This window comes from Aminivibrio pyruvatiphilus (assembly GCF_004366815.1).
GTDB classification, from domain to species: Bacteria; Synergistota; Synergistia; order Synergistales; family Aminobacteriaceae; genus Aminivibrio; species Aminivibrio pyruvatiphilus.
The window spans coordinates 51,762-75,561 of sequence record NZ_SORI01000010.1 but is presented as its reverse complement, the minus strand read 5'-3'; the positions used below and the strand labels follow the sequence as shown (position 1 = coordinate 75,561).

Genomic DNA, 23,800 nt, shown 5'->3' with positions numbered 1-23,800 from the left:
GTAACATGACGAGCAACCCCGAAAGAGTGCGCTGCCTTTTCGGAACGGACGGCGTCAGGGATGTCGCCAACAGGGGAGACATGACTCCGGAAATGGCCCTGCGCCTCGGGCGCTCCTATATTCTCTTCCTCACTGAAAGGGGGGTTCCGAGACCCCGCATCGCCGTAGGCAGGGATACGAGGAGATCGGGACAGATGCTGGAGGCCGCCCTTGCCGCAGGCATGACCTCCGCCGGGGCGGAGGTGTTCATGCTCGGAGTGATACCGACACCCGGTGTCAGCTTTGCGGTCAAAAAAACCGGCATGCACGGCGGTGCTGTGATAAGCGCATCCCACAATCCTGCGGAGTACAACGGCATCAAGTTCCTCGACGGAGAAGGCTACAAACTTTCCGATGAAATGGAGGCCTCCATCGAGGAATACATGGGGGACAACCTCACCGACGACTGGCGTCCCACCGGCGCCTCGGTCGGTGTGCTGCGGCAGACCCCGGAACTTGCCGTGGAATACGGTGACTGGCTTGCCTCCCTCTGGGGCCGGGAGCTGCCTTTTCCGGCAGAAGGCGCGGTGGACTGCGCCCATGGAGCAGCATCCTTCGTGGCCCCCTCCCTCTTCGAGAAGCTCGGCGGCAGGTGGACCGTGGTGGGAAACGAACCGGACGGCCTGAACATCAACGAAGGTGTGGGCGTGATGAAGATGTCCCATATCTGCGGCCTTGTCAAGGAAAAAGGACTCCCTGTGGGAATAGCCTACGACGGAGACGCCGACCGGGTTCTACTGTCCGACGGCAGGGGACGGCCCCTTGACGGAGACATCATGCTGTGGATTCTCGGCCGGTGGCTCGCCTCGGCGGGATGCCTCGGTTCCGGAGTCGTGGCGACGGTGATGAGCAACATGGCCCTGGAGGAACACCTCGGAAGCGAAGGCCTCAGGGTTCACCGATGCCAGGTGGGGGACAGATACGTCATGGAGACCTTGAATGCAACGGGTTCCCGCCTGGGAGGAGAACAGTCCGGCCACGTGATTATCTCCTCGGTGGTCAACACCGGGGACGGCATCTGCACGGGGCTCTTTTTCCTCAAGGCCTGCCTCTCCCTCGGCGAAGATATTGATACCCTTGCCGACAGGTTTTCTCCCTACCCACAGATTCTCCGGAACGTGGAGATTTCGAGGGAGAAGCAAGTGAACGGCGATTTTATAAAAGAACTTTCTTCCGACGTGGAGCCTATTCTTGGAGGAGCCGGAAGGATTCTCATCCGGCCTTCCGGTACCGAGCCCCTCATGAGAGTTCTCGTGGAGGCCAGGGACAGGAAGCTCATGGAAGAAGTCTCGGATATGCTCGTGAATGCCATCCGCGAGAAATGCAGGTAAAACATTGCGTACGGAAAGGTGACGGATACCATGCCCTCATCCATTAAAAAATGTCTCTTCCCCGTGGCCGGCCTTGGAACACGATTCCTGCCGGCTACCAAGGAGATCGCCAAGGAAATGCTCCCCCTGGTGGACCGGCCTATCATCGCTTACGGCGTAGAGGAGGCTCTTGCCGCAGGATGCCGGGAGATGGTCATGATCACCGGCAGGTCCAAGAAGGCCATAGAGGACTATTTTGACCGCTCCTTCGAGCTCGAGGAAATGCTCAAGGCGAGAAACAAGAGAACCCTCTATGACGAAGTGATCTCCCTCTCGGAAATGGCCGACTTCATCTACCTCAGGCAGCACCGTCCCCTGGGCCTGGGCCACGCTGTGCTCTGCGGCGAACCTGTATGCCGCAACGAGTATTTCGGCGTCATCCTTCCCGACGATGTGATGATCGCCCGTCCCTCGGTACTTGCCCAGCTCATCGCCGTCCATGAGGAACGGGGGGGAAGCGTCATCGCCCTGGAGGAAGTGCCTCCTGAGGAAACGTCCCGGTACGGGGTGGTCAGGGCGGAAGAAGCGGCACCCGGACTTTTCGCCATACGGGATATGGTGGAGAAGCCCGCTCCCGGAACGGCTCCGAGCAACCTTGCCATCATGGGGCGGTATGTTCTCTCACCGTCCATATTCCCTATCCTCACCGGCCAGCAGGCAGGAGCAGGCGGGGAGATACAGCTGACCGACGCCATACGGACCCTCCTTTCCAGGGAACCGGTCTGGGGCGTGGTATTTCACGGCAGGCGCTTTGACTGCGGCACCCAGCCCGGGTGGCTTTCGGCCAACATCCAGCTTGCCATGGACCATCCGGAACTCAGGGAGGTGGTGCTCAGGGCTGTAGCGCAAATGGAGCAGCGGTAACGAGCGGCCAGTGTAAAGCGCCTGCGCCGGGAGACCCCGGCTGACGAGGACGGAGGAGTATCGAAGATTCGGCGGATGCCTCCGGGGCCGCGAAAACCGGCCCGCAAAGCCTTCATACAAAAGCGGAAAGCAATTTCCGCCACAAAAAGGAAGGCCGTTTTCTTTGAGCGGAAAAAGGCGGTGTTTGGAATATGTGCGGAATAGTTGGGTATATCGGCGGAAGGAACGTCAAGGACGTTCTGATTAATGGAATGCGGAGTCTTGAATACAGGGGGTACGACTCAGCGGGAGTCGCCCTCATGGATGCTCCGGAACTGCATATTGTCAAGGGCGTGGGGAAAGTAGCAGACCTGGAGAGAATCCTGGAGGACCATCCCGTTTCGGGAAGCCAGGGCATCGGACACACCCGGTGGGCCACCCACGGCGGAGTAACGGAAGTGAACGCCCATCCTCACTCGGACCTCTCATCGAGTCTTGTGCTCGTCCATAACGGCATAGTGGAAAACTACCGCGAGATCCGCAGGGAACTGGCAGAAGGAGCCTGCGGTGACTACAAGTCCGAAACGGACACCGAAGTGGTTGCCGAGCTCCTCTCAAGGCTCTACAGCGCCAGGGGCTGCATGGTCGAGGCCCTTGTGGAGCTCTATGCCCGGCTGAGCGGATCCTTTGCCCTCGTGATCATGGCCAGGGAAGCCCCGGGCAAAATTTACTGCCTCAGAAAAGGGTCTCCCCTCGTGGTGGGAACCTCCCCGAAGGGAGAAACCCTCTGCGCTTCGGACGTTCCCGCTATTCTTCCCTACACCCAGGACGTGGTCTACCTGGATGACGGGGATATCGCCGAACTTTCATCAGAAGGGATTCTTTTCTGGAACGCTTCCGGCGAGATGCTGGAAAAAATCCCGACTCACATCGACTGGGACGTCACCATGGTCGATAAGGGAGGATACCCTCATTTCATGCTCAAGGAGATCAACGAGCAGGGAGCGGTGCTCCGGAACTCCATGGCAAAAAGGCTGGCGGAAGGAACGGTGGACCTCTCCGCCGAGCTTCCCTGGACAAAGAAAGACGTGGCCTCATGGAAGAGGCTCCATATCGTCGCCTGCGGAACATCCTATTACGCCGCCCTCGTGGCGGAGCGTTTCCTCGAGACCATCACCGACTTCGACATCAGGGTGGATGTGGCGTCCGAATACCGCTACAGGAACATTCCCCTGGGGCCGGACACCCTCGCCGTGTTCGTCTCCCAGTCGGGAGAGACGGCGGACACTCTCGCGGCGGAACGGATCGCCCGGGAGAAGGGCGCACGGTGCCTTGCAGTCACGAACGTCATTGGTTCCACCATCGCCAGGGAGGTTCATGACGTACTCCAGCTCAAGGCGGGACCTGAAATCGGTGTCGCCGCGACCAAGACCTTCATGGGACAGATGGCCGTGCTCTACCTCCTGGCCATTCATCTGGCCAAGATGCAGGGCAAGCTGACCCCGGAACAGGAAAAGAAATACTGTGACGAGCTCACCGCGCTTCCCTACAAGCTCGAATCCGTGCTCCTGCGGCAGGAGAGCCTTCAGGAGACGGCCATGCTCTACAATGAGGCCCGGGATTTCCTCTTCCTTGGAAGGGGCATCTCCTACCCCGTGGCCCTCGAAGGAGCCCTGAAGCTCAAGGAGATTTCCTACGTCCACGCCGAGGCCTACGCTGCGGGGGAGATGAAGCACGGCCCCATAGCCCTTCTCGACCCCAGGGTTCCCGTGGTGGTCATCTCTCCGAAGGACGGGCTTCACGAAAAAACCTTCTCCAACATCCTGGAGGCCAAGGCGAGAAAATCACCGGTCATTGCGATTGCCACCGAGGGTGACGATTCCCTGGACGGGACAGCGGACCACATATTCTTCGTCCCAGAGACCCTGGACCAGTTCACCCCGTTCCTCACCGTGGCTCCCCTGCAGCTCTTCTCCTACTTCTTCGCCAGGTTCCTGGGCTGTCACATCGACCAGCCGCGGAACCTCGCGAAGAGCGTTACGGTGGAATAAAAGCAAAGGGCGCGGGAGTTTTTCCCGCGCCCTTTTATCTCTTTCCGGTCCGGTCATTCTTTTTGGGGCTCCCCGGTGAAAGGGCTGTAGATGCGGAGGTGGGTTACCCGTTCCAGGGCGAAATCCTGCTTCCCGCCCTCCTCGGGAAGCTTTTCCCACGGGCCGCCGTCAAGCCTGCAGAGCACCAGGGGCTTTCTTCCGTAGGTGGACCAGATGTCCCAGAGAACGTCTGAAAGCTGGCTTCCTGGAACGAGGTTTCCCGAGAAAAGAGGCGCCGTTCCGGGCAATGCCCGCTCCGTTTCGGAGGCGATGATGAGCCACTGGCTCAACTGCCAGGCCCCTCCCATCTCCTTTGACTTCGAGTGGAGGAAGGGAAGTATCTGAAATCCTCCGGTCACCCCCCGGCCGGCGGTGCTCACGTCGATGACTCCCGAATGATTCGCCCTGATCCTTCCCCTGCCCTGAAACTCCGTTCCCCCGAACCTCCCGACGCCCCTCACCGGGCGGATAACCCGGGCAAGGACTTTCGGTCCCGCCTGATACCAGCCCAGAACCCGCCCTCCGGGACGATTCTCCACGTCGATGATGTAGGGCCGTTCTTCTTCCTCCACGTCAAAAATCAGTTCGTCTCCCGGAGAGGGAAGACCGCTGACCTCCAGGGGAACCAGCAGTCCATCTGCCTTCCGCACCAGGACCCTTGTCCCCACGGGAGGAGCCCAGCCTCCGAAGAAACCGGTGCCCGCCGGAACGTCGAGGGTGATGAAAGCTTTATCTCCGGCCGCCGGAGCCACCGTGTGGAGCGGCAGGATGCTCATGGTCCTTCCGGCGTCCTTCTCCACCGACAGGGTGAGATGAACGGCATTCACCGCCGAAGCAGCCACCGTTCCCGGTGCGGCCCATTTCGATGCCGTATACCCCGGCCACCGGGTTGCCGTAGGCAGCCCGGTCACTTTCCCCAGGGGAAAAATGCGTCCGCCGGGGAGTTCCGCCCGCGCCTCCTCTCCCCGGACGAGGGGCATCACGATCCTGTAGACGGGCCCTGCGTACACGGGAGAAGAGAAGAGAAAGGCCGCGATGACGGACACAACAGCCGGAATGATCATGGAACGAAGGGATTTCATGGGAAAAACTCCTTTCTTCGTATTCCTCAGAAACGAGGATACAGCCAGATGGACCAGATATTGCCGATCCAGTGGTAGAGAATCGCAGGAAGCACCGACCCGTGGCGGTCCCGGAGGTACCCCATTGCCAGCCCCGGAAAGAAAGCCAGCACCGCGAAGGGGGCGTGGGGAGAGGCCAGGTGGGCAATCCCGAACAGGGCGGAGGCCAGGACAACGCTCCATACCCTGGAAAAACGGTATCCCAGCATGGTCTGAACCCATCCCCTGAAAAAGGTCTCTTCCGCCACGGCTGCCGCGAGTCCGGAGAGAACCGCAGCGGGAACTGCTCCGAGGGCCGGCGGAAAAAGGCGGTTACCGAAAAAGAAAAGGGAAGCGGCCGTCAGGGGCAGCAGGGTCAGAAGAGAAACTGCGGCAACGTCCCGAAGGGCATGGCGGTCTGCTTTCCAGATCAGCCCGAAGGATTCCCTGCTGTTTCCGGACAGGGCGCACCAGCCGTAAGGGAAATAGAGAAAAAAGGCGAAGACCAGCAATTCCTTCATTTATTCTTTCGTCCCGCTTTCCTGAAGACGCCGTAGAGAAGGGCCGGAACAAAAAATACGGACAAGGCTGCAAGGGGCTGCCCCATCAGAAGAAAAACCGCCGACGCCCCGAAAAAGAAAAGCCCGAGAGCGGCAAAAAAGAGACGTTCCTTTCCGGGACGGCGCAGAAAAGGAAGGGCGGCCCCAAGAACCAGCAGCAGGAGCAGCAGTGGGGCAAGAGGCCGCACAAAGGAAAAATCGGCAATGGCGTCCAGATTCATGAGTATCTCCTTTACCCCGGCATCCGTGACCGGAAGGGTGCTGACGGACAGCGTCCGTATGGAACAGGCCTTCTCCCGGCCATTGTATCATTTCTCTCTCCGGCAGGAGCGGCGGCCGGAAATCTTTCCCTGCGACGGGGGTGAAAAAAACGGGAATGGAGCGTAAGATATAGAAAATTCCCCCATTCGTCCGAAAACCTTCCGGAACTGCGGTTTCAGGGCGAAAGAAAGGAGCAGGTTCGATGAACAGGAATTTTTTCCTTGAAGAAACGGACCTCACGCTGGACGTGGTGATTCTCCTCATTTCAGGCCTGATGATGGTTTTGACCGGCATCCTGCTTTTTCCCGTGACGAGGGGAACAATTCCCTACTACGAAAACGGGGTCTACGGCCTCGTTCTTTTCCTGTTTGCCCTGCAGATCGTCCTCCTGGGAAAGACCCCCTTCGGAGACATGAAGCGGTCGAACCCCCTTCTTATCGCCGGTCTCGCTGTGGCATCCGCCGGAATAGTGACCTGCTTCATTCCCGGCATCTTCAGCCGCTTTCCCGCAATGCTGCTGTTCCTCTGTTTCACTCCCGGAGGTACAGCCCTTCTGGTCCACCTTTTCCTCGCCCCCGACAGGTTCCGCGTCTGGGCCCGCCTGGGGGGAATGTTCCATCTCCTCTGGATCGGCTGTGCCGCCGTCTACCTTCTTTCCATGCTTATGGGGGTGCTCGTGCTGAAGCAGGGACTGTTCAGCGGCGATGAAACCGCCGCCGCCGTCCTGGTCTTCGGTTCGGCCATCCTCTTCCTGGCGGCGGTGCTGAAAAGAATATACAGCAGGCATCCCCTTCCGGAGGAGAAAGAAAGAGGGAGCGGAACTCTTTCCGCGGATCATTCGGTCATCCTTCTCACGGGCATCTTTATGGTCCTTCTCGGCTTCTTTCTCGTTCCGGTGAGCCTCGGCATGCTTCCCTTCGCCGCAAGCGCCCAGCTTGGCCTTCTCATGGTGATCATGGCCCTGAAGATGCTCTCCACAGGCAGCACCCCAATCGGCGCCTTCCGCCGCACCCGGCTTGTGGTATTCTGCGGCGTCCTTTTCGCGGCCCTGGGCATCGTATCCTGTATTGTTCCGGGAATTCTCGTTCCGCTTCTGACCGTTCTCATCGGCATTCTGAATATTGCCGGCGGGGTCATGGGACTCCGGGGCACGCTCTCCGGGATCCCGAAAAGAGGGGGGGATCCTGTGCCGCCCATCCTGGTGCGGCTGAACCTTTCCCAGATTGTTCTGAACCTCCTCTCCATCATGTTCGGAACCTCCATGCTCTTTCCCGGACTGCTCCCGTCCCTTGTGACGGGGCTTATTCTTGCAGCCAACGGCGGGGTTCTCCTTTACCTTCTCCGCATTCTGACCCTTCTCGAAAAGATGGCCGGAACAGCGGCAGAAAGCCCCCATTCAGGGGGAACCGCCGGAATGTCCCGGTCCAACGGGGCCTGACACAGTCAACGGAGCTGAGCAGAAAGGCCGGTTCAGGGTATAATCATCAGGGTGCTCCGTCACATGAAGAAGGGAGAGTTCATAATGAAGACAATCGGTGTCATTGCAGGTGTAAGCTGGGAATCTTCCATAGACTATTACCGAATATTGAATGAGGAAGTCAGCAGGCGCCTGGGAGGGTTGCACTCCGCCAGGATCGCCATGTATTCCGTAGATTTTGAAGATGTGGAAGGTCCCCTGAGTGCCGGGCGAAGGGACGAGGCCGCTGCGACAATTGTGGAGGCGGGAAAAAGCATACAGAGCGCCGGAGCCGATTTTTTCATCATCTGTTCCAACACCATGGGAATGTTCACTCCGGACGTGGAAAAGGCCACGGGAATGAAAGGCATTTTCATTGCCGATGCCGTCGGAAAGGCCATAAAGGAAAAGGGAATGAAGAAAGTGGCTCTTCTGGGCACCAGGTTCACCATGGAGGAAACTTTTTACAGGAACGTGCTGGTCGAACGCTATGGACTTGAACCCATGATACCTGACGACGAAGGCAGGAAGATAGTGGATGACATTATCTGGCACGAACTCTGTCTGGGCATCATAAAGGACGAATCCCGGGAAAAGTATGTGAGAATCATCGAGGACCTGGCCAAGAAGGGCGCGGAATGCGCAGCCCTTTCCTGCACCGAGATCCCCTTGCTGATACAACAGGAACACGTGTCAATTCCAGTTTTCGATTCCACTCTGCTGCATTCGCTGGCGGCCGTGGATTTAGCTCTCGCCTGAGACCGTTGAAGGAAAAGCGGGTGGCATATGCCCCCTTTGCGGTCATGATCCTTTTCAGCTTCCGGAGACACGTCTTTCTGCGGCGGTTAAGTCCGGATCCGGTCTGTCAGGAAAATGACCGCCGCTTTTCATGGGTACCCCTCCTGGAAATGTTGGGATGGCCTTCCCGGAGGAGGGGGAAATCTTGAGCACCTGCCATAGGGGAAAAAGCGATTTGCCTGAAAAGGCCGGAAAATTCTTTCTTTGGTAGAGAGTGTTGACCATCAGCAGAATTCCTTATATACTATCCCTCGCGTTGCAGGAACACCCACGGGCGGATAGTTCAGCGGTAGAACACCTGCCTTACACGCAGGGGGTCACAGGTTCGAACCCTGTTTCGCCCACCAAGGCTTCATTGGAGAATGCGGGGTCGTAGCTCAGTCGGTTAGAGCGTCGGCCTGTCACGCCGAAGGTCGCGAGTTCGAGTCTCGTCGGCCCCGCCATTTAACCTCCAAATGAGGCGGGATAGCTCAGATGGTAGAGCAGCGGACTGAAAATCCGCGTGTCCCCAGTTCGATTCTGGGTCCCGCCACCATCTTCGCACTATTGAAAAGGGATGCGGAAGTAGCTCAGGGGTAGAGCACAACCTTGCCAAGGTTGGGGTCGCGGGTTCAAATCCCGTCTTCCGCTCCATTTGTTGTACGGCGGCATAGCCAAGTGGTAAGGCAGAGGACTGCAAATCCTTTATCCCCAGTTCGAATCTGGGTGCCGCCTCCACTACACCAGAGATCATTCCTCGGTAGCTCAATCGGCAGAGCGGGTGGCTGTTAACCACTAGGTTCGAGGTTCGAGTCCTCGCCGAGGAGCCAGATAGTTTCCAGGCCATTCTGGAGAATATATCCGGAATGGCCTGATTCATTTTTTTGCGGCGCCCATACGACCTGAAGCGGCTGGAACCGAGACATCCCCTTTGAGGCGCCGTTTTTTCGGAAATCAGAAAGAGAAAGAGGTACAACCATGTTCAAGAAACTTGTGTTTATGTCCGGAAAGCCCTTCTGGCTTCTTCCGGAGGGCGATTTCCTCGCCGTGGAACAAAAGAACGGCAGGATTGTCGACCCGGTGCTTTTCCGCAAGTCGAACGACCGGTGGAACAGCGAAGTCACCAGCGAACAGGGAAACTAAGAGATTTCCCTTTCGCAGCGACGAAAGCGCAGTCTCCTCCCCTGAAGGGGAGGAGACTTTTTTATTCACTAAAGAGGCAGAAACTGCCTCTCCATGAGTATTGACGGGCAAGGGCAATGCCCCGACAATTGAGTCGGTGAGAGGGAGCATCGCGGGAGGCCTGCCGGATGTTTGCAAACGGGTGGTTTTCACTGAGAAACGTGCCCCGGACACTGGACACAACTGACGTTCCGGTAATATCTGAAGGAGGGAGAGCCATGAGTGAACCGACTTCCCGGTTCTGGCAGCTGTTCCTGGAGCTGTTCGAATCCCTTCCGCGGCAGGGGCCCGGAAACAGGGCCTGCGTCGAGAGGGCCCTCGGGCTGTGCGACGGTCTGCCGCCCTTCCCGAAAGTTGCGGACCTGGGGTGCGGCGTTGGGGGACAGACCCTCCACCTCGCCGAAATGACCCGTGGAACCATCGTCGCCGTGGATCTTCATGAGCCCAGCATCAGCCGCCTCAGGGAGACGGTGTTGTCCCTCGGGCTCTCGGAACGGATTTTTCCCATGGTTGCCGATATGGCCGATACCGGGCTGCCACGGGAGAGCTTTGACCTGGTCTGGTCCGAGGGGGCCCTGTACTCCATCGGCATGGAACAGGCCCTGTCCGTCTGCCGGGGGCTGCTCCGCCCGGGAGGATTCCTTGCCTTCACAGACGCCGTGTGGCTCAGGGATGACCCTCCGGCCGAGGTGAGAGAGAGCTTCGAGCTCGATTACCCGTCCATGGGAAGGACGGCCGATATCCTGGTCTTGCTGGAAAAATCCGGGTTTTCCCCGGCAGGCCATTTTTCCCTGCCGGACGAAGCCTGGTGGACGGATTTCTACACTCCCATGGAAAAACGCATTTGCGAGATGCGGAAACAATACGAAGGCGACGAAGACGCGCTCGCTGTCCTTGACCGACTGGCTCTGGAACCTGAAATGCGCAGGAAGTACCCGGAGTATTTCGCCTACGAGTTTTTCACGGCCCGGCGGACGTAAGAGGGAGGGATGCAGATGGGGAGAAGCGAAGAGACGTATTCCGGCCTGAATCTCAGGCTGTACCGGGACCTTGCGGAGTGGTACCCCCTGCTGACCCCTGTGGAGGATTACGCCGAAGAGGCTGACCTGTACAGGCGCCTCTTTGTTTCCCACAGCCTGAGGCATCCGGTCACGCTGCTCGATCTGGGAAGCGGGCCCGGGCACAATGCCGCATACCTGAAGAGGTCCTTCGCCTGTACTCTTGTTGACCTGGAACCGGCCATGCTGGAACTGAACCGCCGTCTCAACCCGGAATGCAGACATGTGCAGGGAGACATGCGCTCTATCCGGCTCGGAGGGACGTTCGACTGTGTTCTCCTCCATGACGCGGTGAACTACATGAAAAGCCGCGGCGGTCTCGCCGACGCAATCGCCACGGCCTTCATTCATACCGCCCCGGGAGGAGCGGCTCTCTTCCAGCCCGACTTCGTCACGGAGACTTTCGCACCCGGAACGGAAACGGGAGGCAGCGAAAAGGACGGCCGTGCCCTCCGCTATCTCGAGTGGCGGTGGATTCCCGAAAACCGGGAAGAGGAGTATATCGCCGACATGGCCTATGTTCTAAGAGAGCGGGACGGAACAGTGGAGGTTTTCCACGACCGCCACAGTTTGGGGCTCTTTCCCCGGGCGGTGTGGGTTGAACTCATAAGGGGCGCGGGATTCGAACCGGTCCGCGTTCCCTTTGCCCACGGACCGGAAGGCGGTCCGGGCGGAGATGTTTTCCTCGGAGTCCGGCCGCTCTCTTCGGAAGAAGGATGATGCAACGGGTGCCGGTATTACTGAAATGAAAAACAGGTATATTGAGGAGGCTCGGCAATGATTTCAGGAGAAAATTCAGTTTCCCGGCCGGTTGTGAGGAGTGACGTGCTTCTCGGGCAGATAGACAGCCTGGCGTCAGTGGGACTGGATTCGAGCGGCGGGAGGACGCGGCTCGCCCTTTCGGAAAGTGATAAAGCGGGCAGGGATATGGTGGTTCGATGGATGGAAGAAGCCGGCCTCGAGGTCCGGATGGACAGGATCGGCAATCTTTTCGGCATTCTCCGGGGGGCGGACGGCGGCCTTGGGAATGCCTTGATGATCGGTTCCCACATTGACACGGTGATCCATGCGGGGCCCTATGACGGCTGTTACGGCGTCCTGTCCGGCCTGGCGGTGCTCAGGGCCTTCCGGGAGGCCGGCGTGGTTCCGCCCCGGCCGCTTGTGGTGGCGGCGTTCACGAATGAAGAGGGCGTGAGATTTCAGCCCGATATGCTGGGGTCTCTTGTGGCCGTGGGGGGCATGCCCCTCGGAGAGGCGCTGGACATCACCGACGGAAAGGGTTGCACCGTGGGCGAAGCACTTGCCGCCATAGGGTGTTCCGGCGGGGAAGAACCGGGTTTCCTGCTTCCCTCCGGGTATCTCGAGCTTCACGTGGAGCAGGGGCCGAGGCTTGACGCCGAAAAGAAACGGATCGGTGTGGTGGAGGGAGTGCAGGGAATTTCCTGGTGGCGGATCACCATTGAAGGCAAGGCGAATCACGCCGGGACGACCCCGACAAAGCTGCGCCATGACGCAGGCTATGCCGCCGCCCTGGTGTCGGTGTTCCTGAGGGGCCTTTCCCTCTCTGCGGGGACCACCCTTGCCACCGTCGGAACCATCGACTTCGAACCCGGAGCGGTGAACGTCATCCCCTCGAAGGCCGTTTTCACGGTGGACCTGCGGGATCCGGACGGTGAGAAGCTGACAGAGGCGGAGAAGCGGCTCGCGGCCTTCCTGGAAAAAACCGCCTTCGAAGAAGGTGTCGGGATTTCGTCGGAGCACCTTGTCCGCTTCGAACCCGTGGTTTTCGACAGGGAACTTGTCCAGGCCGTCGAAGAGACAGCTGCTTCGAAAGGCCTTTCCTCCATGCGGCTGGTCTCGGGAGCCGGCCACGATGCCCAGATGATGGCCAGGGTCTGCAGAACGGCCATGATTTTTGTACCCAGCGCCGGGGGCATCAGCCACAGTCCGGAGGAGCACACTTCCGGGGAGGATCTGGCGGCAGGGGTTGAAGTTCTTCTTGGCGTGGTTCTGAGAGTACTCGGGTTCTGAGTGCAAATAGGGCGGGGGTATTCCCTCCCGCCTTATTTCAGAAACTGCCGGAAATCAGCAAGCCTCGCTGAGGGAACCGGAAGGTCGGCCATGCAGGCAAGACCCGCCGGGGCATTCAGAACATGAGGGATCATGTTGACGGCAAGGGCTGCCGTGGCTGTTCCCCCAGGTATCTCGGGCTGGATTGCGAGCCGGATGTCCGGTCTGCCTTCAATGTGGATGAAATCTCCGGTCTCGACGTTTTCGGTTTCCGGGTGAACCTGCTGGGGATGTTCGAGAATGATGACGGGCCTGCCGTCCGACCATCCCTCTGCCCGGTGATTGCAGCCAGCGACCTGCCCGGGGGAGATGCTCACGCAGGGGGTCTTTCGTGAAGTACGGGATATGATGGGTTCAAGGGACTGGGTGATTCTTTCCAGCCTGATCCCCAGGGAAGAGGCGATCATGTGTATTGATTGTTCGAAGCCGATGTGGCCTGAGATGGCGCCGTTTTCGAGTCCTTTCCCGAATTCTTCTGGCGAGAGGCCGATTCCCTGGCTTGCCATTACTGTCGGGCCGAAGGGTGAAAGGTCGTTCACCCGCCTGGCGGTTATTTTGCTTACCCCCGCACAGGTTCCGGAAAGGGATATTATCAGCGTATCGAGCACGAATCCCGGATTCACGCCCGTTCCCAGGACGGTGACGCCGAAAGTTTTCGCGAGCCGGTCGATTTCCTCTGCCACTTTCGGGGCTGTCCGGCGGGGAAAGGCCCATTCTTCGGCAATGGTGATCACGTTTTTGCCGCTTTTCACTATCTGCCTGACAGGTTCCGCGGTTTCACTGATAAACGAGGATGTGGCCAGGAGGACGAGGTCCGCTTCCTGTGCCAGCGCCTCCCCGGCATCCGCTGTCACCGTAATTTCGCCGTGGCGGGAGGAGCCTGTTATTGCTCCCAGAGATTTTCCTGTTTTGTTCGGGTTCAGATCCACGGCACCGGTTATTTCGATTCCTTCCTTTTCAGAGAGTATTTTCGCCATGAGCGAGCCCATCGTTCCGAGTCCCCATATGACAGCTCTTATCGGTTCCATTGCACGCCACCTCCGCCCGGGTTTATGATGCACGAAAAGTATGGTGTCTCCAGGACACCGTGTCAATGCGAGAATGCGATATGATAGTAGTGTCAAAATTCAGCCGGCCTGCGGGAACTGACCTCGACATGCAGGGGCGGAGAGGAGTGGGGGATTGATGAATAGGGTTTTGGACAGCGTACTTCAGGCCATAGGCAGCACGCACCTGGTGCGGCTTGACCGGCTGGCCTCAGAATGGGGACTGAGCGGCGGGCTGTACGGCAAGCTCGAATATCTGAACCCCGGATTCAGCAAAAAAGACCGGATAGCCCTCAGAATGATTGAAGAGGCCGAGGCGTCGGGAGAACTTTCTCCGGGGCAGAACGTCGTGGAGCTGACAAGCGGAAATACGGGAACCGGGCTTGCCATTGTCTGTGCAGTCAAAGGCTATCCCTTCACCGCTGTCATGTCCAGGGGGAATTCCATGGAGCGGGCCAGGATGATGTCTGCCCTCGGGGCTGAAGTCGTCCTGGTGGAACAGGCGCCGGGATCGCAGCCGGGGCAGGTTTCGGGCATCGACCTGGCCCTGGTGGAGGAGGAAGCGCAGCGGATCGTCCGCGAAAGGAATGCCTTCCGGGCGGACCAGTTTGCCCTGGAAAGCAATGTCAGGGCCCACGAGTTCGGGACGGGGAGAGAAATATGGGAACAGACGGAGGGCAGGATCGACGCCTTCGCGGATTTCGCCGGAACCGGAGGTTCATTTGCCGGCTGCTCCCGAGCCCTGAAGAAACTCAAACCGTCCATACGGTGCTATGTGGTGGAGCCTGACACCGCCGCCTTTCTTGCGGGCAGGAAAGTGACAAACGCGAATCACAAGATTCAGGGCGGGGGGTACAGCAGGGACCTTCCCTTCATTGACCCTGCCCTTGTGGACGGCTACCTGACTGTAAGCAGCGAGGAAGCCGCGGAAGGAGCGAGAGCCCTTGCCCGCCTGGAGGGTATTTTCGCCGGCTTCTCTTCCGGGGCGAACCTGCAGGCGGCGGCCGGACTGCTCAGGGGAAAGGAATATGGAAAGAACGTCGTTTTTCTCGTGTGCGATTCAGGGCTGAAGTACCTGAGTACGGACCTCTACCGCTGAAGCGGTTCAAGAAAAAGGAGGAACGCCTGTGTCGGGGCTGAAGATCAGGGTGAATTCGGAAATCGGAAAGCTCCGGGCGGTGATAATGCAGCCTCCCGGAAAGGGCATCGAGCGGTGTACCCCCCTCAATATCGGTTCCTTCGCCTGGGATGCGGTGCCCAGCCCCGGAAAGGCGGCGGAAGAGCACCGAAAGTGGGTGGAGACGGTTCGCTCCTTCGGTGCCGGGGTCCTGGTTTTCGAGGATCTGCTCCGGGAAATTTTCGCCCTTCCGGGGGTGAGGGAAGATGTCCTGCCTTCCATACTGGAGACTGAACGGCCCTGTGTGACGGCCCAGACACTGGAAGTGCTCCGGGAATACCTTCTGGGGATGTCCCCCCGGGACATGGTGGACCGGCTTTTTTTCGGCATGACGAAGGATGAACTCAACAGGGAGACCGGGGAGGTCTCCCTGCATGACCTGGCCGACAGGCGGGACGAATGGTGCCTTTTCCCCATGACGAACGTGCTCTATTCCCGGGATTCCGCAGCCGTTCTCGGGGAAGGGGTGGTTTTCGGCAGGATGCTGAACAGAGACAGGATGAAGGAGCCTGCCTGCGTGAAGGCTCTTTTCAAACATCACCCCCTGTTGAAGGACACGGGGTTCAAAACATGGTACGGCTCCGCCGAAGGTGACGACAGGCCTGTCGAAGGAGGCAACATCCACTGCTACAGCCCGAACGTATTTGTTGTCGGGGTGAACGAAAGGACTCACCCCGAATCCATCGAGCGAATCGCACGACGGACCATGGAATCGGGGCACATTACCGACGTGCTCGCCCTCCTTTTCGAAAATCCCAGGCTCGGTCCCCAGGATTCCATCGGGCTCACAGTCCACGTTGACATGTTCCTGAACATGATCGACCACGATGCCTTTCTCTTTTTCCCCTATATTGAAAAGAAAATCACGGTGCTTCACATTACCCGGGGACGGGGTGACCGGCTCAGGATCACCAGGGAAAACTCTCTTTTCGGGGCCATCCGGAAAGTGCTGAAGCTGTCGTCCCTCCGGATCGTCAAAGTGGGGGGCAGCGAGAGCGAAGCGGTGGCCTTCGCCGAACAGAGAGCGGGCTCCGGCGGAAATACCTTCACGCTGGAGCCCGGCAAGGTGTGCATCTGGGACAGGAATACGGGAACCATCCGGGCCCTGGAAAAGGCCGGCATCAACGTGGTCCCCGTGGAAGCGGACGAGCTGGTGAAGGGCGGGGGAGGTCCCCGGTGTTCCACCATGCCGCTGTGGAGGGACGACCTCTAGGAGGTAACCGTTCGCGGCGCCCGCTCCGCTCCCGGTCAGTCCGTCCGCACCGCCGTACCGCAGGTGGAGACCATGAGCATGTTGCTTCCGTTGCTGCCGAGCACTTCGTAGTGGACCAGCATGCCCACGATGGCGTTGGCTCCCAGCCCGGCAGCCCGCTGTTCCATTTCCTTCAGGGCGGCTTCCCTGGCCTCGGTGAGCTCTTTTTCATAGGCCCCGGACCGGCCGCCGAAAAAATTCGTGAGGCTTGCCTTAAAGTCCTTCATGAAGTTCGCCCCGGCGATGACTTCACCGAAGACGATCCCCCTGTATGATGTGATACTCTTGCCTTCAATGGTGTGCGTCGTGGTAATGATCATCTGCTGGAATCCCCTTTCTGCTACCTTCCCCTGAATGCCGCGGGGCGCTTGGCGAGGAAGGCTTCCACGCCTTCCCTTCCGTCCTCGGAGGACGCCAGGGCGGCGAACAGCTCGCCGCCGGCCTCCACAGCCCGCTCAACGGGGAGACCGGACATGGCGGCGAAGCCCCTTTTCCCTGTGCGGACCGAGAGCCTGCTCTTCGAGGCCAGCCGTGCCGCCAGGGCCAGGGAGTTTTCTTCGAGTTTTTCTTTTTCCGTCACGGCATAAACAAAACCAAGTTCCTTTCCTTTGGAAGCCGGTATGAGGTCCCCGGTGAGAACATACTGAAGGGCCCTTTTTTCACCGATCCACCGCGCGAGCTGGTGTCCCGGTTCCAGGCAGATGAGGCCCACGTTCACCGCGGTGGTGCCGAAGACGGCGTCTTCCGACGCCACGACAAAGTCGCAGGCGAGGGCAAGCCCAGTCCCGTTGGCCAGGGCGTATCCCTGCACCGAGGCGATGACGGGTTTCGTCATGGCCGCAAGGGTGTGGTTGTGGATGTTCATGAGCGAGAGAAAACCCCTGATCTCATGCCGTTCCTTTGTCAGATACTCCCTGAGGTCGATTCCCGTGGAGAAATGTTTTCCCGCACCGGAGAGAACGACGGCCCGCACGGCGTCGTCGGATTCCATGGTGCGGAGCGCATCGTTCAGTTCGGCTGCGAGTTCCGTATTGAAGGTGTTCATGGCCTCGGGGCGGTTGAGGGTGATGGAGCCTACGCCATCGCTTCTTTCCCATAAAACTGCCGGCATGTTGTGTTCCTCCTTGTGAATTTAGTGTGTCCCCGTATCGAGCCGGGGAAGTGCAAGGGCCGAAGGGCAGAGTGCGAGGCCTCCCCGGGATGTGCATCGCAGTTCCTCCGGAAGCATCCGTCCTGCCCTGTCCACCGCGTCGATGGTTTCATCCAGGGGAACCGGGTTTTCATATCCGCCGAGGACCAGGTCGGCGCAGAGAAACGCCTGGGAGGCGAGGGAGGCGTTTCGGCTGTGGCAGGGTATTTCCACCACTCCCTGGACGAGGTCGCACACCGACCCCATGACATTCTGGAACACTGTGGCCGCCGCGTCGCACCCCTGCCGTGCCGTTCCTCCCGCAGCCTCAGCCGCAGCCGCTGCGGCCATGGCTCCCGCCGCCCCGATCTCCACCTGGCATCCCGCCACCTCCGCCGCGAAGGTGCTTCTGAGGTCGTGGAGGTACCCCACGGCTCCGGCGGCCCAGAGGGACAGCAGGAGCCTCTCCCCTGTGATGCCGAAATCCTCCGCCAGGGTGGCCGCCACTCCGGGGAGAACACCGGCAGCACCGCCGGTTGGGGCCGCACATACCACGCCGCCGGAAGAGCAGACGTGGAGGGCCGCCAGGGACCGTATGGCGGCCCTGGCGTGAGGCCCTCCGGTGAAAAGAGCGCCCTTCTTTTCCGAATTCCAGAGCCTTTGCGCCATGGGGGTGAGCAGCTTCATGGAGGAAAAATCCCCTGCCAGTCCCTTTCTTACCGCTGTGAGCATGATGTCGAGGCGGCGTTCCATCTCATCCATAAGATCCTTTTCCGGCACACCCAGGAGAGAGGCCTCCGACGCAAGGGCAGCGCGGCCGAGAGACCATCCTTTTTCCGCCGCAAGGGAGAGCAGCCCTGAAACACAGGAAAAAAGAGGTTCTCCTGGCATGGGCAGCATGACAGGATCGGCGTTGAAGAACCGGGTCCCGTTCCGGGCAAGGGTTTCCCTGGCGGTTTCGGGAAGGGGAGCGGAGGATTTGCCGAAGAGCACCGGTCCCCCGGAACCCCGGCGAACGGAGGTTTCCCATCCGCATTCTTCAGCGATAACGGAGGCATGCTTCAGATCTTCCTCCCGCTGCCCTTCAAGGAGAAAGACGAAGGATTCTCCCGTGATGTCCGCAGGACAGCCGTTGACGGAAGCGATTTCAAAAGAGCCGCCTCCGGTGGATCTGCTGTGTATGACCAGTTCCTTTCCTCCTCCGGAGAGGCGGAGCAGGGAGCTGTTCGGATGGTCGGCTTCTGGAAAAGGGAACTTCTCGAAGCGGACGTCAAGTCCGAGATCCGGTGCCCGGAAGAGGGTCCGGGAAAAATCGGGATCCGTGAGCGGACGGCCGAGGAGCCCTGCCGCAAAGGCAAGGTCGCTGCCCTGCTCATGGAAACAGACCGCCAGGGAGCTGGAAGGATGGAAGGTGAAAAGGGCCCGTTCCGGGGGTGCGCCGAGGAGGTTTGCCGCCATGCGGCCGATTCGCCACGGGCCTGCGGTGTGGGAGCTCGAGGGGCCTCTCATCACAGGCCCTATTACATGATTCAGTATGCTTACCTTTTTCATTGCCGCCGTCACCTCCGGGAAGGAGAATGTGGTCCTCCAAAAGTATACCACCGGCGTTTTCTTCGCCGGAAAGGCCCGGTATCAGTAATTTTCTTTTTCCTTTTGGAAGGCATTTGTGATAGATTACTGTCATGAGGTGATGGAAATGAAACCGATGGTTCCCGTGATTCTTCTGCTCTGCTTTTTGTTTTCTCCGGCCCTTCCCGCCGCCGGGGACAGCGATCCGTTCTTTGCGAAAATCTGGGAAAAGGCTCTTCCCAAGCTGGAAAAGTCGCTGGAGGTGTTTGACCGCCAGAAAGATCTTCCCGAATCGAGTTTTTTCGGAGAGGATAAAAAGTCGAACACCAAAAAGTACGAAGCCCTTCTCGACGAGGTCTTTGCCGTCCTTATCGGCTCGGAGCTTCAGAACGCCCGCCAGGAATACAACTTTCTCGAGATGAAGATCGAACAGGCGGGGGACGAGATCACGGTGCTTCTGAAGGAGAGGATAGGGGCGCCTGAAAAAACCTGGAATCCCCTGAAGAAAACCCGGACGAAAATCGATGAAAAAATAGCTGACCTCAGGGAAGACATTGAAGGACTGACTGCGAGAAAAACGGAGCTCAAAAGAGCCATGCGGGAAGCCCTGGCGAAAATGGGAGTCAGCGTGGAGGAGCAGCAGCTCGACGTGCTCCTTTCCAGCGTCAGCGGCGACGACGTGCTGCACCTCCTGCTGGCAGCCGACAGTATCAGAAAAATCAACCAGCAGATTTTGAGCCTTCTCCAGGGAGGGCAGGGCAGCGTCCAGTCGGCCAGGAAGTACACGGGGGTCCACATGGTGCTGGTAGATCTCTACCTTCAGGCAAACCTCAACGTCCTGGGAAAAATCGGCAGTGAGTACATTCCACGCCTTGAAGAGGTCATGAAAACCGCCCGGCGTCTGGGCGACGAGGCCCGCCAGATGCTGGCGAAGGCGGGACGGGACGAAAAAAACAGGCAGGTTCTGGAGGCCAACGTAAAGGCAAACGACCGCACCGTCCGGACAGCGGAGCTCTACCGGCAGTACCTGAGGGGGCAGGAAAACGCCCTCAGGGGAGCCTCGGAAAAACTGAAGAGAGATTATTTCGTTGCCCGGAACACCTACGACACAGTAAAAACAGGAAGTGACCTCATCTCCCTTATCCAGGTCTCCATGAGCACCCTGGAGGGAGTCTTCGGTTTTGCGGTACCCGACCTTGCCCTCGTGTACGACCAGGAACTCATGAAGGAATTCGAGAGGATAACGGAGCGGATCCGGACTGGCAACTGAAAAAGGAGGAGCTGTTCCCACCCTGAAAAGGGCAGAAAAAGAACAATGACGGCGGATTCCATGAGGGACCGCCGTTTTTCTTTTCCGGTTCCGTTCTGATGAAGGGAAGTCCTCCCGGAGTTTCTTTGCCTTTACAGCAGAGCGGAAAAATGATATGAATTTTTTATCAGTCAACAAAAGATTTTGCACGGAAGGGATGGCGCAGCATGAAAACTGAAGGCCAGACATCCGGAAACCGGGAGTTTCTGGAAAAATACATTCCGCTTCTCGATTTTTTCGCCGAGGTCTGCGGCCCCGAATACGAACTGGTGCTCCATGACGTGTCCAGGCCGGAAGCTTCCATCATCGCCATACGGAACGGGCAGATCAGCGGCCGTTCCGTCGGAAGCACCATGTCCGACTATGCCCCGACCTTCGTCAAGCTGATCCAGAGCGGCGGCTGCAGCGAGGACATGGTCGCCCACATGGACAGGACCAGGGACAACCGGATCCTGGAATCGCACACCTTTTTCATCAAGGATGAGCAGGGGGAACTCCGGGGCATGATATGCGCGAATCACGACGTCACGGACCTTATTCGCCTTCATGATACCCTCCATGAGAAAATTCGCATGCTGAACGGCCTTTCGGGCAGATCGCCGCTTCCGGGAAAGGAAGAAGAACCCGCGCCGCTGGAAGAATTTTTCCCTGCGGAGAAGGAATCGAACCTTGACGGCCTCATGGATGTGCTGATAGAGAAGGCAGCCTCGGAATTTTCAGCACCCCCCGGGGTGATGACCCCGGAAGAGAGGACCAGGTTTGTGGGCGTTCTGAAAGGAAGGCATCTCTTTTCCATGAAGGGGGCGGTGCAGAAAGTCGCCCGGCGCCTGGGAGTCTCGGAGGCGACCGTGTACAGGTACCTGAAGAAGGGATGATCTTCCCGGCACCCGGTTTCTTTCCGGAAGGCGAAAAGAGATTCCGCAGAGAATCTCTTTTTTTGTTGCGGAAAAGGCCTCTGTGTGATAAAAAATTATTATCACTTTGCCCCGGCGAAGAGAATATAAAAAAGGAGCGACCCGTCCATGAAAGTGATACTGACCGGCAACGAAGCCGTAGCCAGGGGAGCCTGGGAGGCAGGGGGCCATGTGGCCGCCGCCTATCCCGGAACGCCCAGCACGGAGATACTCGAGAACATCGCACGATTTCCCGAAGTGTATTCCGAGTGGTCCCCCAATGAGAAGGTTGCCCTTGAAGTGGCATCAGGAGCCTCCATAGCGGGCGCCCGGGCGCTGTGCGCCATGAAGCATGTGGGGCTGAACGTAGCGGCGGATCCGTTTTTCACCATGTCCTACATCGGAGTGAACGGGGGACTGGTCATCGTCTCCGCGGACGACCCGGGGCTCTCGAGTTCCCAGAACGAACAGGACAACCGTTGGTACGCCCTTCACGCGAAGGTGCCCATGCTCGAGCCCTCCGACAGCCAGGAATGCCTCGATTTCACCAGGGCTGCCTTCGAGATTTCCGAAGGGTTCGATACGCCCGTCCTCCTGAGGCTCACCACCAGGATATGCCACAGCAAGAGCGTGGTTGAGACAGGTGAGCGGATCGAACTTCCCGTCAGGGAGTACGAAAGAAACCCGGCGAAAAACGCCATGCTGCCCGCCTTCGCGAGGCAGAAGCACCATATGGTTGAAAAGCGGCTTGAGGAATTGAGAGAATTCGGGGAATCATCCCCCTTCAATTCCGTGACAATGGCCGAAGGATCCGAGATCGGGGTAATCGCCTCGGGTGTCGGGTATCAGTATGCCAGGGAAGCCCTGGGGGACGGGGCGAGTTTTCTGAAGATAGGCTTTTCATGGCCGCTTCCGCGAAGGCTCATCCGGGAGTTTGCCTCGAAAGTGAAGACCCTCTGGGTGGTTGAGGAGAACGACCCCTTTCTCGAAACGGAAATTCGGGCCATGGGAATTCCCTGCTTCGGGAAGGACGTCCTGCCCGTGGTGGATGAACTCACCCCGGCGATCGTCGCCCGCGCGGTCCTGGGGAAAGAACCCGCCCCGGGACGGGAAGGGGAGGTTCCGCCGCCGAACAGGCCGCCCCTCCTTTGCCCGGGGTGCCCCCACAGGGGGTTGTTCTTTCCCCTGAGCAAAAAAAAAGATGTGATCGTCACGGGGGATATAGGCTGCTACGGCCTCGGCTCCATGCCTCCTCTCAACGTGGGAGAGACCACCATCTGCATGGGCGCGGGCTTTTCCGCAGCCATCGGCTTCCAGAAAGCCGGCGAGAAGGCGGGCAGGAATGAGAAGGTTTTCGGAATCCTGGGAGATTCCACGTTCTTCCACTCCGGTATCACCGGCCTCATCGACGCGGTGGTGAACAAGTCCCGGGGAGTGTTCGTCATAATGGACAACAGGATCACCGCCATGACGGGCCAGCAGGAAAATCCAGGATCGGGCAGAACTCTTTCAGGAGAGGAGACCGTTGCGCTGGACATTCCGAAGATCTGCGAAGCCTGCGGAGTGAAAGGGGAGAATATCCACGTGGTTGACCCCTACGACCTGAAGGCATCCGCCGAAGCTGTGGACAGGGCCTGGGCGGCGGAAGAGACGTCTGTCATCGTGACCACCCGTCCCTGTGCGCTGCTGAAGGATGTGCAGAAGGAGCGGGCAGGACTGAAGTGTTCCGTCGACGAAGAACGATGCGTTCTCTGCGGTGCGTGTCTGAAACTCGGCTGCCCCGCCATCACGAAACGGGACGGCCGTGTCGTCATCGACCGGGCGGCCTGCAACGGATGCGGCCTGTGCGTCCAGGTCTGCCCGAAGAACGCCATTGGAAGGGAAGGAGACGCCCGATGAACGCAAAGACCAGGAATGTTCTGCTCGTGGGTGTCGGCGGTCAGGGGACCATCCTCGCGAGCAAGGTGCTGACGGAGGGCCTTCTTTCCTTCGGCTATGACGTCAAGATGTCGGAGATTCACGGCATGGCCCAGAGGGGCGGCAGCGTGTCGACCCACGTGAGGTACGGGGAAAAAGTGTATTCCCCGGTCATCTGCAGGGGGGAGGCCGACGTGGTGGTGGCCTTTGAGAAAATGGAGGCTCTCCGCTGGCTTCCGTACCTTTCTTCCGGCGGCAGGCTGATTGTGAACAACCATGAAATCTTTCCCATGCCGGTGATCCTTGGCCAGGCGGAATATCCCCGGGAGATCGAAAAAACCCTTTCAGCCGCCGCTCCCGGGACCCTTCTGGTGGAAGCGGCAAAAACGGCGGAGGAACTCGGAAACCCGAAAGTGATGAACATGGTCCTTCTCGGTACGGTTGTGAAGACCCTGGGGCTGGACGGCATGGACTGGGGCAGGACGCTCCGGGCCTGTGTTCCTCCCCGTGCCGTGGAGGTCAATGAAAGGGCCTTCGCCGCGGGAATGAAGCTTTTCGGGCAGTAAAAATATCCTGTACGACGGGTGAACACCGGAAACCGGAGGCGGCGGCCGGAAGCCGCTCCCTCCGGTTCCTTTTCGGGATTACCGGCGAAGACCACGGTTCCGCCCATTGGCACGGCGGAACCGTCTTGGCAAATGC

The 23,800-nt window shown here is 59.1% G+C and carries 23 protein-coding genes and 6 tRNA genes; 22 read left to right on the top strand and 7 right to left on the bottom strand.

Translation table 11 applies throughout. From position 1 onward, the window contains the following. The first annotated feature begins 5 nt into the window (after nucleotides 1-5). The 3 genes from glmM to glmS all read left to right on the top strand — a co-directional run bounded on the left by glmM (nucleotide 6) and on the right by glmS (nucleotide 4,303). Nucleotides 6-1,370, top strand: a complete 1,365-nt coding sequence (gene glmM, locus C8D99_RS08910) for a phosphoglucosamine mutase (RefSeq protein WP_133957787.1) — start codon at nucleotides 6-8, stop codon at nucleotides 1,368-1,370. Nucleotides 1,371-1,400: 30 nt separating this feature from the next. Further along, a complete protein-coding gene (gene galU, locus C8D99_RS08905; RefSeq protein ID WP_133957786.1) occupies nucleotides 1,401-2,273 on the top strand; it encodes a UTP--glucose-1-phosphate uridylyltransferase GalU in 873 nt (290 codons plus the stop codon). A gap of 191 nt (nucleotides 2,274-2,464) precedes the next feature. Continuing rightward, nucleotides 2,465-4,303, top strand: coding sequence for a glutamine--fructose-6-phosphate transaminase (isomerizing) (gene glmS, locus C8D99_RS08900; protein ID WP_133957785.1), 1,839 nt, complete (start codon nucleotides 2,465-2,467; stop codon nucleotides 4,301-4,303). Between the two features lie 53 nt (nucleotides 4,304-4,356). On the opposite strand, the gene C8D99_RS08895 is transcribed toward glmS, so the two are convergent. Genes C8D99_RS08895 through C8D99_RS08885 form a run of 3 tightly spaced genes read right to left on the bottom strand, consistent with a single transcriptional unit; the run spans nucleotide 4,357 to nucleotide 6,223 of the window. Next, nucleotides 4,357-5,424, bottom strand: coding sequence for a hypothetical protein (locus C8D99_RS08895; protein ID WP_133957784.1), 1,068 nt, complete (start codon nucleotides 5,422-5,424; stop codon nucleotides 4,357-4,359). Nucleotides 5,425-5,450: 26 nt separating this feature from the next. Next, nucleotides 5,451-5,963, bottom strand: a complete 513-nt coding sequence (gene mrtS / locus C8D99_RS08890; protein ID WP_133957783.1) for a Synerg-CTERM system glutamic-type intramembrane protease MrtS — start codon at nucleotides 5,961-5,963, stop codon at nucleotides 5,451-5,453. Beyond that, nucleotides 5,960-6,223 carry a hypothetical protein gene (locus C8D99_RS08885; RefSeq protein WP_133957782.1) on the bottom strand — a complete coding sequence of 88 codons (264 nt, stop codon included), beginning with the start codon at nucleotides 6,221-6,223 and terminating at the stop codon, nucleotides 5,960-5,962. The genes mrtS and C8D99_RS08885 overlap by 4 nt, the downstream gene beginning before the upstream one ends. Here C8D99_RS08885 and C8D99_RS15425 point away from each other — a divergent pair. From C8D99_RS15425 to C8D99_RS08830, 13 genes are all read left to right on the top strand, one after another. Next, nucleotides 6,222-6,389, top strand: coding sequence for a hypothetical protein (locus C8D99_RS15425; RefSeq protein ID WP_208321138.1), 168 nt, complete (start codon nucleotides 6,222-6,224; stop codon nucleotides 6,387-6,389). The genes C8D99_RS08885 and C8D99_RS15425 overlap by 2 nt on opposite strands. 76 nt (nucleotides 6,390-6,465) lie before the next feature. After that, nucleotides 6,466-7,701, top strand: a complete 1,236-nt coding sequence (locus C8D99_RS08880; RefSeq protein WP_133957781.1) for a hypothetical protein — start codon at nucleotides 6,466-6,468, stop codon at nucleotides 7,699-7,701. A gap of 84 nt (nucleotides 7,702-7,785) precedes the next feature. Further along, entirely contained in the window at nucleotides 7,786-8,478 is a 693-nt protein-coding gene (locus C8D99_RS08875) for an aspartate/glutamate racemase family protein (protein WP_133957780.1), read from the top strand. Nucleotides 8,479-8,789: 311 nt separating this feature from the next. After that, nucleotides 8,790-8,864 (top strand) — tRNA-Val (locus C8D99_RS08870). Between the two features lie 19 nt (nucleotides 8,865-8,883). Then, a tRNA-Asp gene (locus C8D99_RS08865) sits at nucleotides 8,884-8,960 on the top strand. Between the two features lie 16 nt (nucleotides 8,961-8,976). Then, nucleotides 8,977-9,052: transfer RNA gene (locus C8D99_RS08860), tRNA-Phe, on the top strand. Nucleotides 9,053-9,075: 23 nt separating this feature from the next. Next, a tRNA-Gly gene (locus tag C8D99_RS08855) sits at nucleotides 9,076-9,150 on the top strand. A gap of 10 nt (nucleotides 9,151-9,160) precedes the next feature. Continuing rightward, nucleotides 9,161-9,234, top strand: a tRNA-Cys gene (locus tag C8D99_RS08850). 16 nt (nucleotides 9,235-9,250) lie between these two features. After that, nucleotides 9,251-9,326 (top strand) — tRNA-Asn (locus C8D99_RS08845). Between the two features lie 148 nt (nucleotides 9,327-9,474). Next, complete coding sequence (locus C8D99_RS15210; RefSeq protein WP_166670097.1) at nucleotides 9,475-9,639, top strand: hypothetical protein; 165 nt, start codon at nucleotides 9,475-9,477, stop codon at nucleotides 9,637-9,639. 257 nt (nucleotides 9,640-9,896) lie between these two features. Next, nucleotides 9,897-10,658: an SAM-dependent methyltransferase gene (locus C8D99_RS08840; protein ID WP_133957779.1), complete on the top strand. Its 762-nt coding sequence runs from the start codon at nucleotides 9,897-9,899 to the stop codon at nucleotides 10,656-10,658. A 15-nt stretch (nucleotides 10,659-10,673) separates the two neighbouring features. Beyond that, nucleotides 10,674-11,456, top strand: coding sequence for a class I SAM-dependent methyltransferase (locus tag C8D99_RS08835; RefSeq protein WP_133957778.1), 783 nt, complete (start codon nucleotides 10,674-10,676; stop codon nucleotides 11,454-11,456). Nucleotides 11,457-11,513: 57 nt separating this feature from the next. Continuing rightward, complete coding sequence (locus tag C8D99_RS08830) at nucleotides 11,514-12,767, top strand: M20 family metallo-hydrolase (RefSeq protein ID WP_133957777.1); 1,254 nt, start codon at nucleotides 11,514-11,516, stop codon at nucleotides 12,765-12,767. A gap of 32 nt (nucleotides 12,768-12,799) precedes the next feature. Here C8D99_RS08830 and ord read toward each other — a convergent pair whose 3' ends face one another. Continuing rightward, nucleotides 12,800-13,834, bottom strand: a complete 1,035-nt coding sequence (ord, locus tag C8D99_RS08825; RefSeq protein WP_133957776.1) for a 2,4-diaminopentanoate dehydrogenase — start codon at nucleotides 13,832-13,834, stop codon at nucleotides 12,800-12,802. 157 nt (nucleotides 13,835-13,991) lie between these two features. Between ord and C8D99_RS08820 the strand changes: the two genes are divergently transcribed. Together C8D99_RS08820 and C8D99_RS08815 are read left to right on the top strand one after the other, a co-directional pair. Beyond that, nucleotides 13,992-14,951: a PLP-dependent cysteine synthase family protein gene (locus C8D99_RS08820; RefSeq protein WP_133957775.1), complete on the top strand. Its 960-nt coding sequence runs from the start codon at nucleotides 13,992-13,994 to the stop codon at nucleotides 14,949-14,951. Nucleotides 14,952-14,979: 28 nt separating this feature from the next. Continuing rightward, nucleotides 14,980-16,242, top strand: a complete 1,263-nt coding sequence (locus C8D99_RS08815; protein WP_243833878.1) for an arginine deiminase — start codon at nucleotides 14,980-14,982, stop codon at nucleotides 16,240-16,242. Between the two features lie 35 nt (nucleotides 16,243-16,277). Here C8D99_RS08815 and C8D99_RS08810 read toward each other — a convergent pair whose 3' ends face one another. Genes C8D99_RS08810 through C8D99_RS08800 form a run of 3 tightly spaced genes read right to left on the bottom strand, consistent with a single transcriptional unit; the run spans nucleotide 16,278 to nucleotide 18,919 of the window. Next, nucleotides 16,278-16,601 carry a heavy metal-binding domain-containing protein gene (locus C8D99_RS08810; RefSeq protein WP_133957774.1) on the bottom strand — a complete coding sequence of 108 codons (324 nt, stop codon included), beginning with the start codon at nucleotides 16,599-16,601 and terminating at the stop codon, nucleotides 16,278-16,280. 20 nt (nucleotides 16,602-16,621) lie between these two features. Beyond that, nucleotides 16,622-17,392 (bottom strand): enoyl-CoA hydratase/isomerase family protein, encoded by a 771-nt coding sequence (locus C8D99_RS08805; RefSeq protein WP_133957773.1) that lies wholly within the window; start codon nucleotides 17,390-17,392, stop codon nucleotides 16,622-16,624. A 21-nt stretch (nucleotides 17,393-17,413) separates the two neighbouring features. Continuing rightward, nucleotides 17,414-18,919 (bottom strand): L-serine ammonia-lyase, iron-sulfur-dependent, subunit alpha, encoded by a 1,506-nt coding sequence (locus C8D99_RS08800; RefSeq protein ID WP_243833877.1) that lies wholly within the window; start codon nucleotides 18,917-18,919, stop codon nucleotides 17,414-17,416. Nucleotides 18,920-19,106: 187 nt separating this feature from the next. Between C8D99_RS08800 and C8D99_RS08795 the strand changes: the two genes are divergently transcribed. From C8D99_RS08795 to C8D99_RS08780, 4 genes are all read left to right on the top strand, one after another. Further along, complete coding sequence (locus C8D99_RS08795; protein WP_133957771.1) at nucleotides 19,107-20,249, top strand: coiled-coil domain-containing protein; 1,143 nt, start codon at nucleotides 19,107-19,109, stop codon at nucleotides 20,247-20,249. Between the two features lie 206 nt (nucleotides 20,250-20,455). Beyond that, a complete protein-coding gene (locus tag C8D99_RS08790; RefSeq protein WP_133957770.1) occupies nucleotides 20,456-21,163 on the top strand; it encodes a helix-turn-helix transcriptional regulator in 708 nt (235 codons plus the stop codon). 147 nt (nucleotides 21,164-21,310) lie between these two features. Beyond that, complete coding sequence (iorA, locus tag C8D99_RS08785; protein WP_133957769.1) at nucleotides 21,311-23,080, top strand: indolepyruvate ferredoxin oxidoreductase subunit alpha; 1,770 nt, start codon at nucleotides 21,311-21,313, stop codon at nucleotides 23,078-23,080. Further along, nucleotides 23,077-23,664 (top strand): indolepyruvate oxidoreductase subunit beta, encoded by a 588-nt coding sequence (locus tag C8D99_RS08780; RefSeq protein WP_133957768.1) that lies wholly within the window; start codon nucleotides 23,077-23,079, stop codon nucleotides 23,662-23,664. The genes iorA and C8D99_RS08780 overlap by 4 nt, the downstream gene beginning before the upstream one ends. Nucleotides 23,665-23,800: the final 136 nt, after the last annotated feature.

What these genes read in the sequence shown, in the direction of transcription:
- glmM (WP_133957787.1), top strand. Translation starts at nt 6, where the DNA reads ATGACGAGCAACCCCGAAAGAGTGCGCTGCCTTTTCGGAACGGACGGC.
- galU (WP_133957786.1), top strand. Translation starts at nt 1,401, where the DNA reads ATGCCCTCATCCATTAAAAAATGTCTCTTCCCCGTGGCCGGCCTTGGA.
- glmS (WP_133957785.1), top strand. Translation starts at nt 2,465, where the DNA reads ATGTGCGGAATAGTTGGGTATATCGGCGGAAGGAACGTCAAGGACGTT.
- C8D99_RS08895 (WP_133957784.1), bottom strand. Translation starts at nt 5,424, where the DNA reads ATGAAATCCCTTCGTTCCATGATCATTCCGGCTGTTGTGTCCGTCATC.
- mrtS (WP_133957783.1), bottom strand. Translation starts at nt 5,963, where the DNA reads ATGAAGGAATTGCTGGTCTTCGCCTTTTTTCTCTATTTCCCTTACGGC.
- C8D99_RS15425 (WP_208321138.1), top strand. Translation starts at nt 6,222, where the DNA reads ATGAGTATCTCCTTTACCCCGGCATCCGTGACCGGAAGGGTGCTGACG.
- C8D99_RS08885 (WP_133957782.1), bottom strand. Translation starts at nt 6,223, where the DNA reads ATGAATCTGGACGCCATTGCCGATTTTTCCTTTGTGCGGCCTCTTGCC.
- C8D99_RS08880 (WP_133957781.1), top strand. Translation starts at nt 6,466, where the DNA reads ATGAACAGGAATTTTTTCCTTGAAGAAACGGACCTCACGCTGGACGTG.
- C8D99_RS08875 (WP_133957780.1), top strand. Translation starts at nt 7,786, where the DNA reads ATGAAGACAATCGGTGTCATTGCAGGTGTAAGCTGGGAATCTTCCATA.
- C8D99_RS15210 (WP_166670097.1), top strand. Translation starts at nt 9,475, where the DNA reads ATGTTCAAGAAACTTGTGTTTATGTCCGGAAAGCCCTTCTGGCTTCTT.
- C8D99_RS08840 (WP_133957779.1), top strand. Translation starts at nt 9,897, where the DNA reads ATGAGTGAACCGACTTCCCGGTTCTGGCAGCTGTTCCTGGAGCTGTTC.
- C8D99_RS08835 (WP_133957778.1), top strand. Translation starts at nt 10,674, where the DNA reads ATGGGGAGAAGCGAAGAGACGTATTCCGGCCTGAATCTCAGGCTGTAC.
- C8D99_RS08830 (WP_133957777.1), top strand. Translation starts at nt 11,514, where the DNA reads ATGATTTCAGGAGAAAATTCAGTTTCCCGGCCGGTTGTGAGGAGTGAC.
- ord (WP_133957776.1), bottom strand. Translation starts at nt 13,834, where the DNA reads ATGGAACCGATAAGAGCTGTCATATGGGGACTCGGAACGATGGGCTCG.
- C8D99_RS08820 (WP_133957775.1), top strand. Translation starts at nt 13,992, where the DNA reads ATGAATAGGGTTTTGGACAGCGTACTTCAGGCCATAGGCAGCACGCAC.
- C8D99_RS08810 (WP_133957774.1), bottom strand. Translation starts at nt 16,601, where the DNA reads ATGATCATTACCACGACGCACACCATTGAAGGCAAGAGTATCACATCA.
- C8D99_RS08805 (WP_133957773.1), bottom strand. Translation starts at nt 17,392, where the DNA reads ATGCCGGCAGTTTTATGGGAAAGAAGCGATGGCGTAGGCTCCATCACC.
- C8D99_RS08800 (WP_243833877.1), bottom strand. Translation starts at nt 18,919, where the DNA reads ATGAGAGGCCCCTCGAGCTCCCACACCGCAGGCCCGTGGCGAATCGGC.
- C8D99_RS08795 (WP_133957771.1), top strand. Translation starts at nt 19,107, where the DNA reads ATGAAACCGATGGTTCCCGTGATTCTTCTGCTCTGCTTTTTGTTTTCT.
- C8D99_RS08790 (WP_133957770.1), top strand. Translation starts at nt 20,456, where the DNA reads ATGAAAACTGAAGGCCAGACATCCGGAAACCGGGAGTTTCTGGAAAAA.
- iorA (WP_133957769.1), top strand. Translation starts at nt 21,311, where the DNA reads ATGAAAGTGATACTGACCGGCAACGAAGCCGTAGCCAGGGGAGCCTGG.
- C8D99_RS08780 (WP_133957768.1), top strand. Translation starts at nt 23,077, where the DNA reads ATGAACGCAAAGACCAGGAATGTTCTGCTCGTGGGTGTCGGCGGTCAG.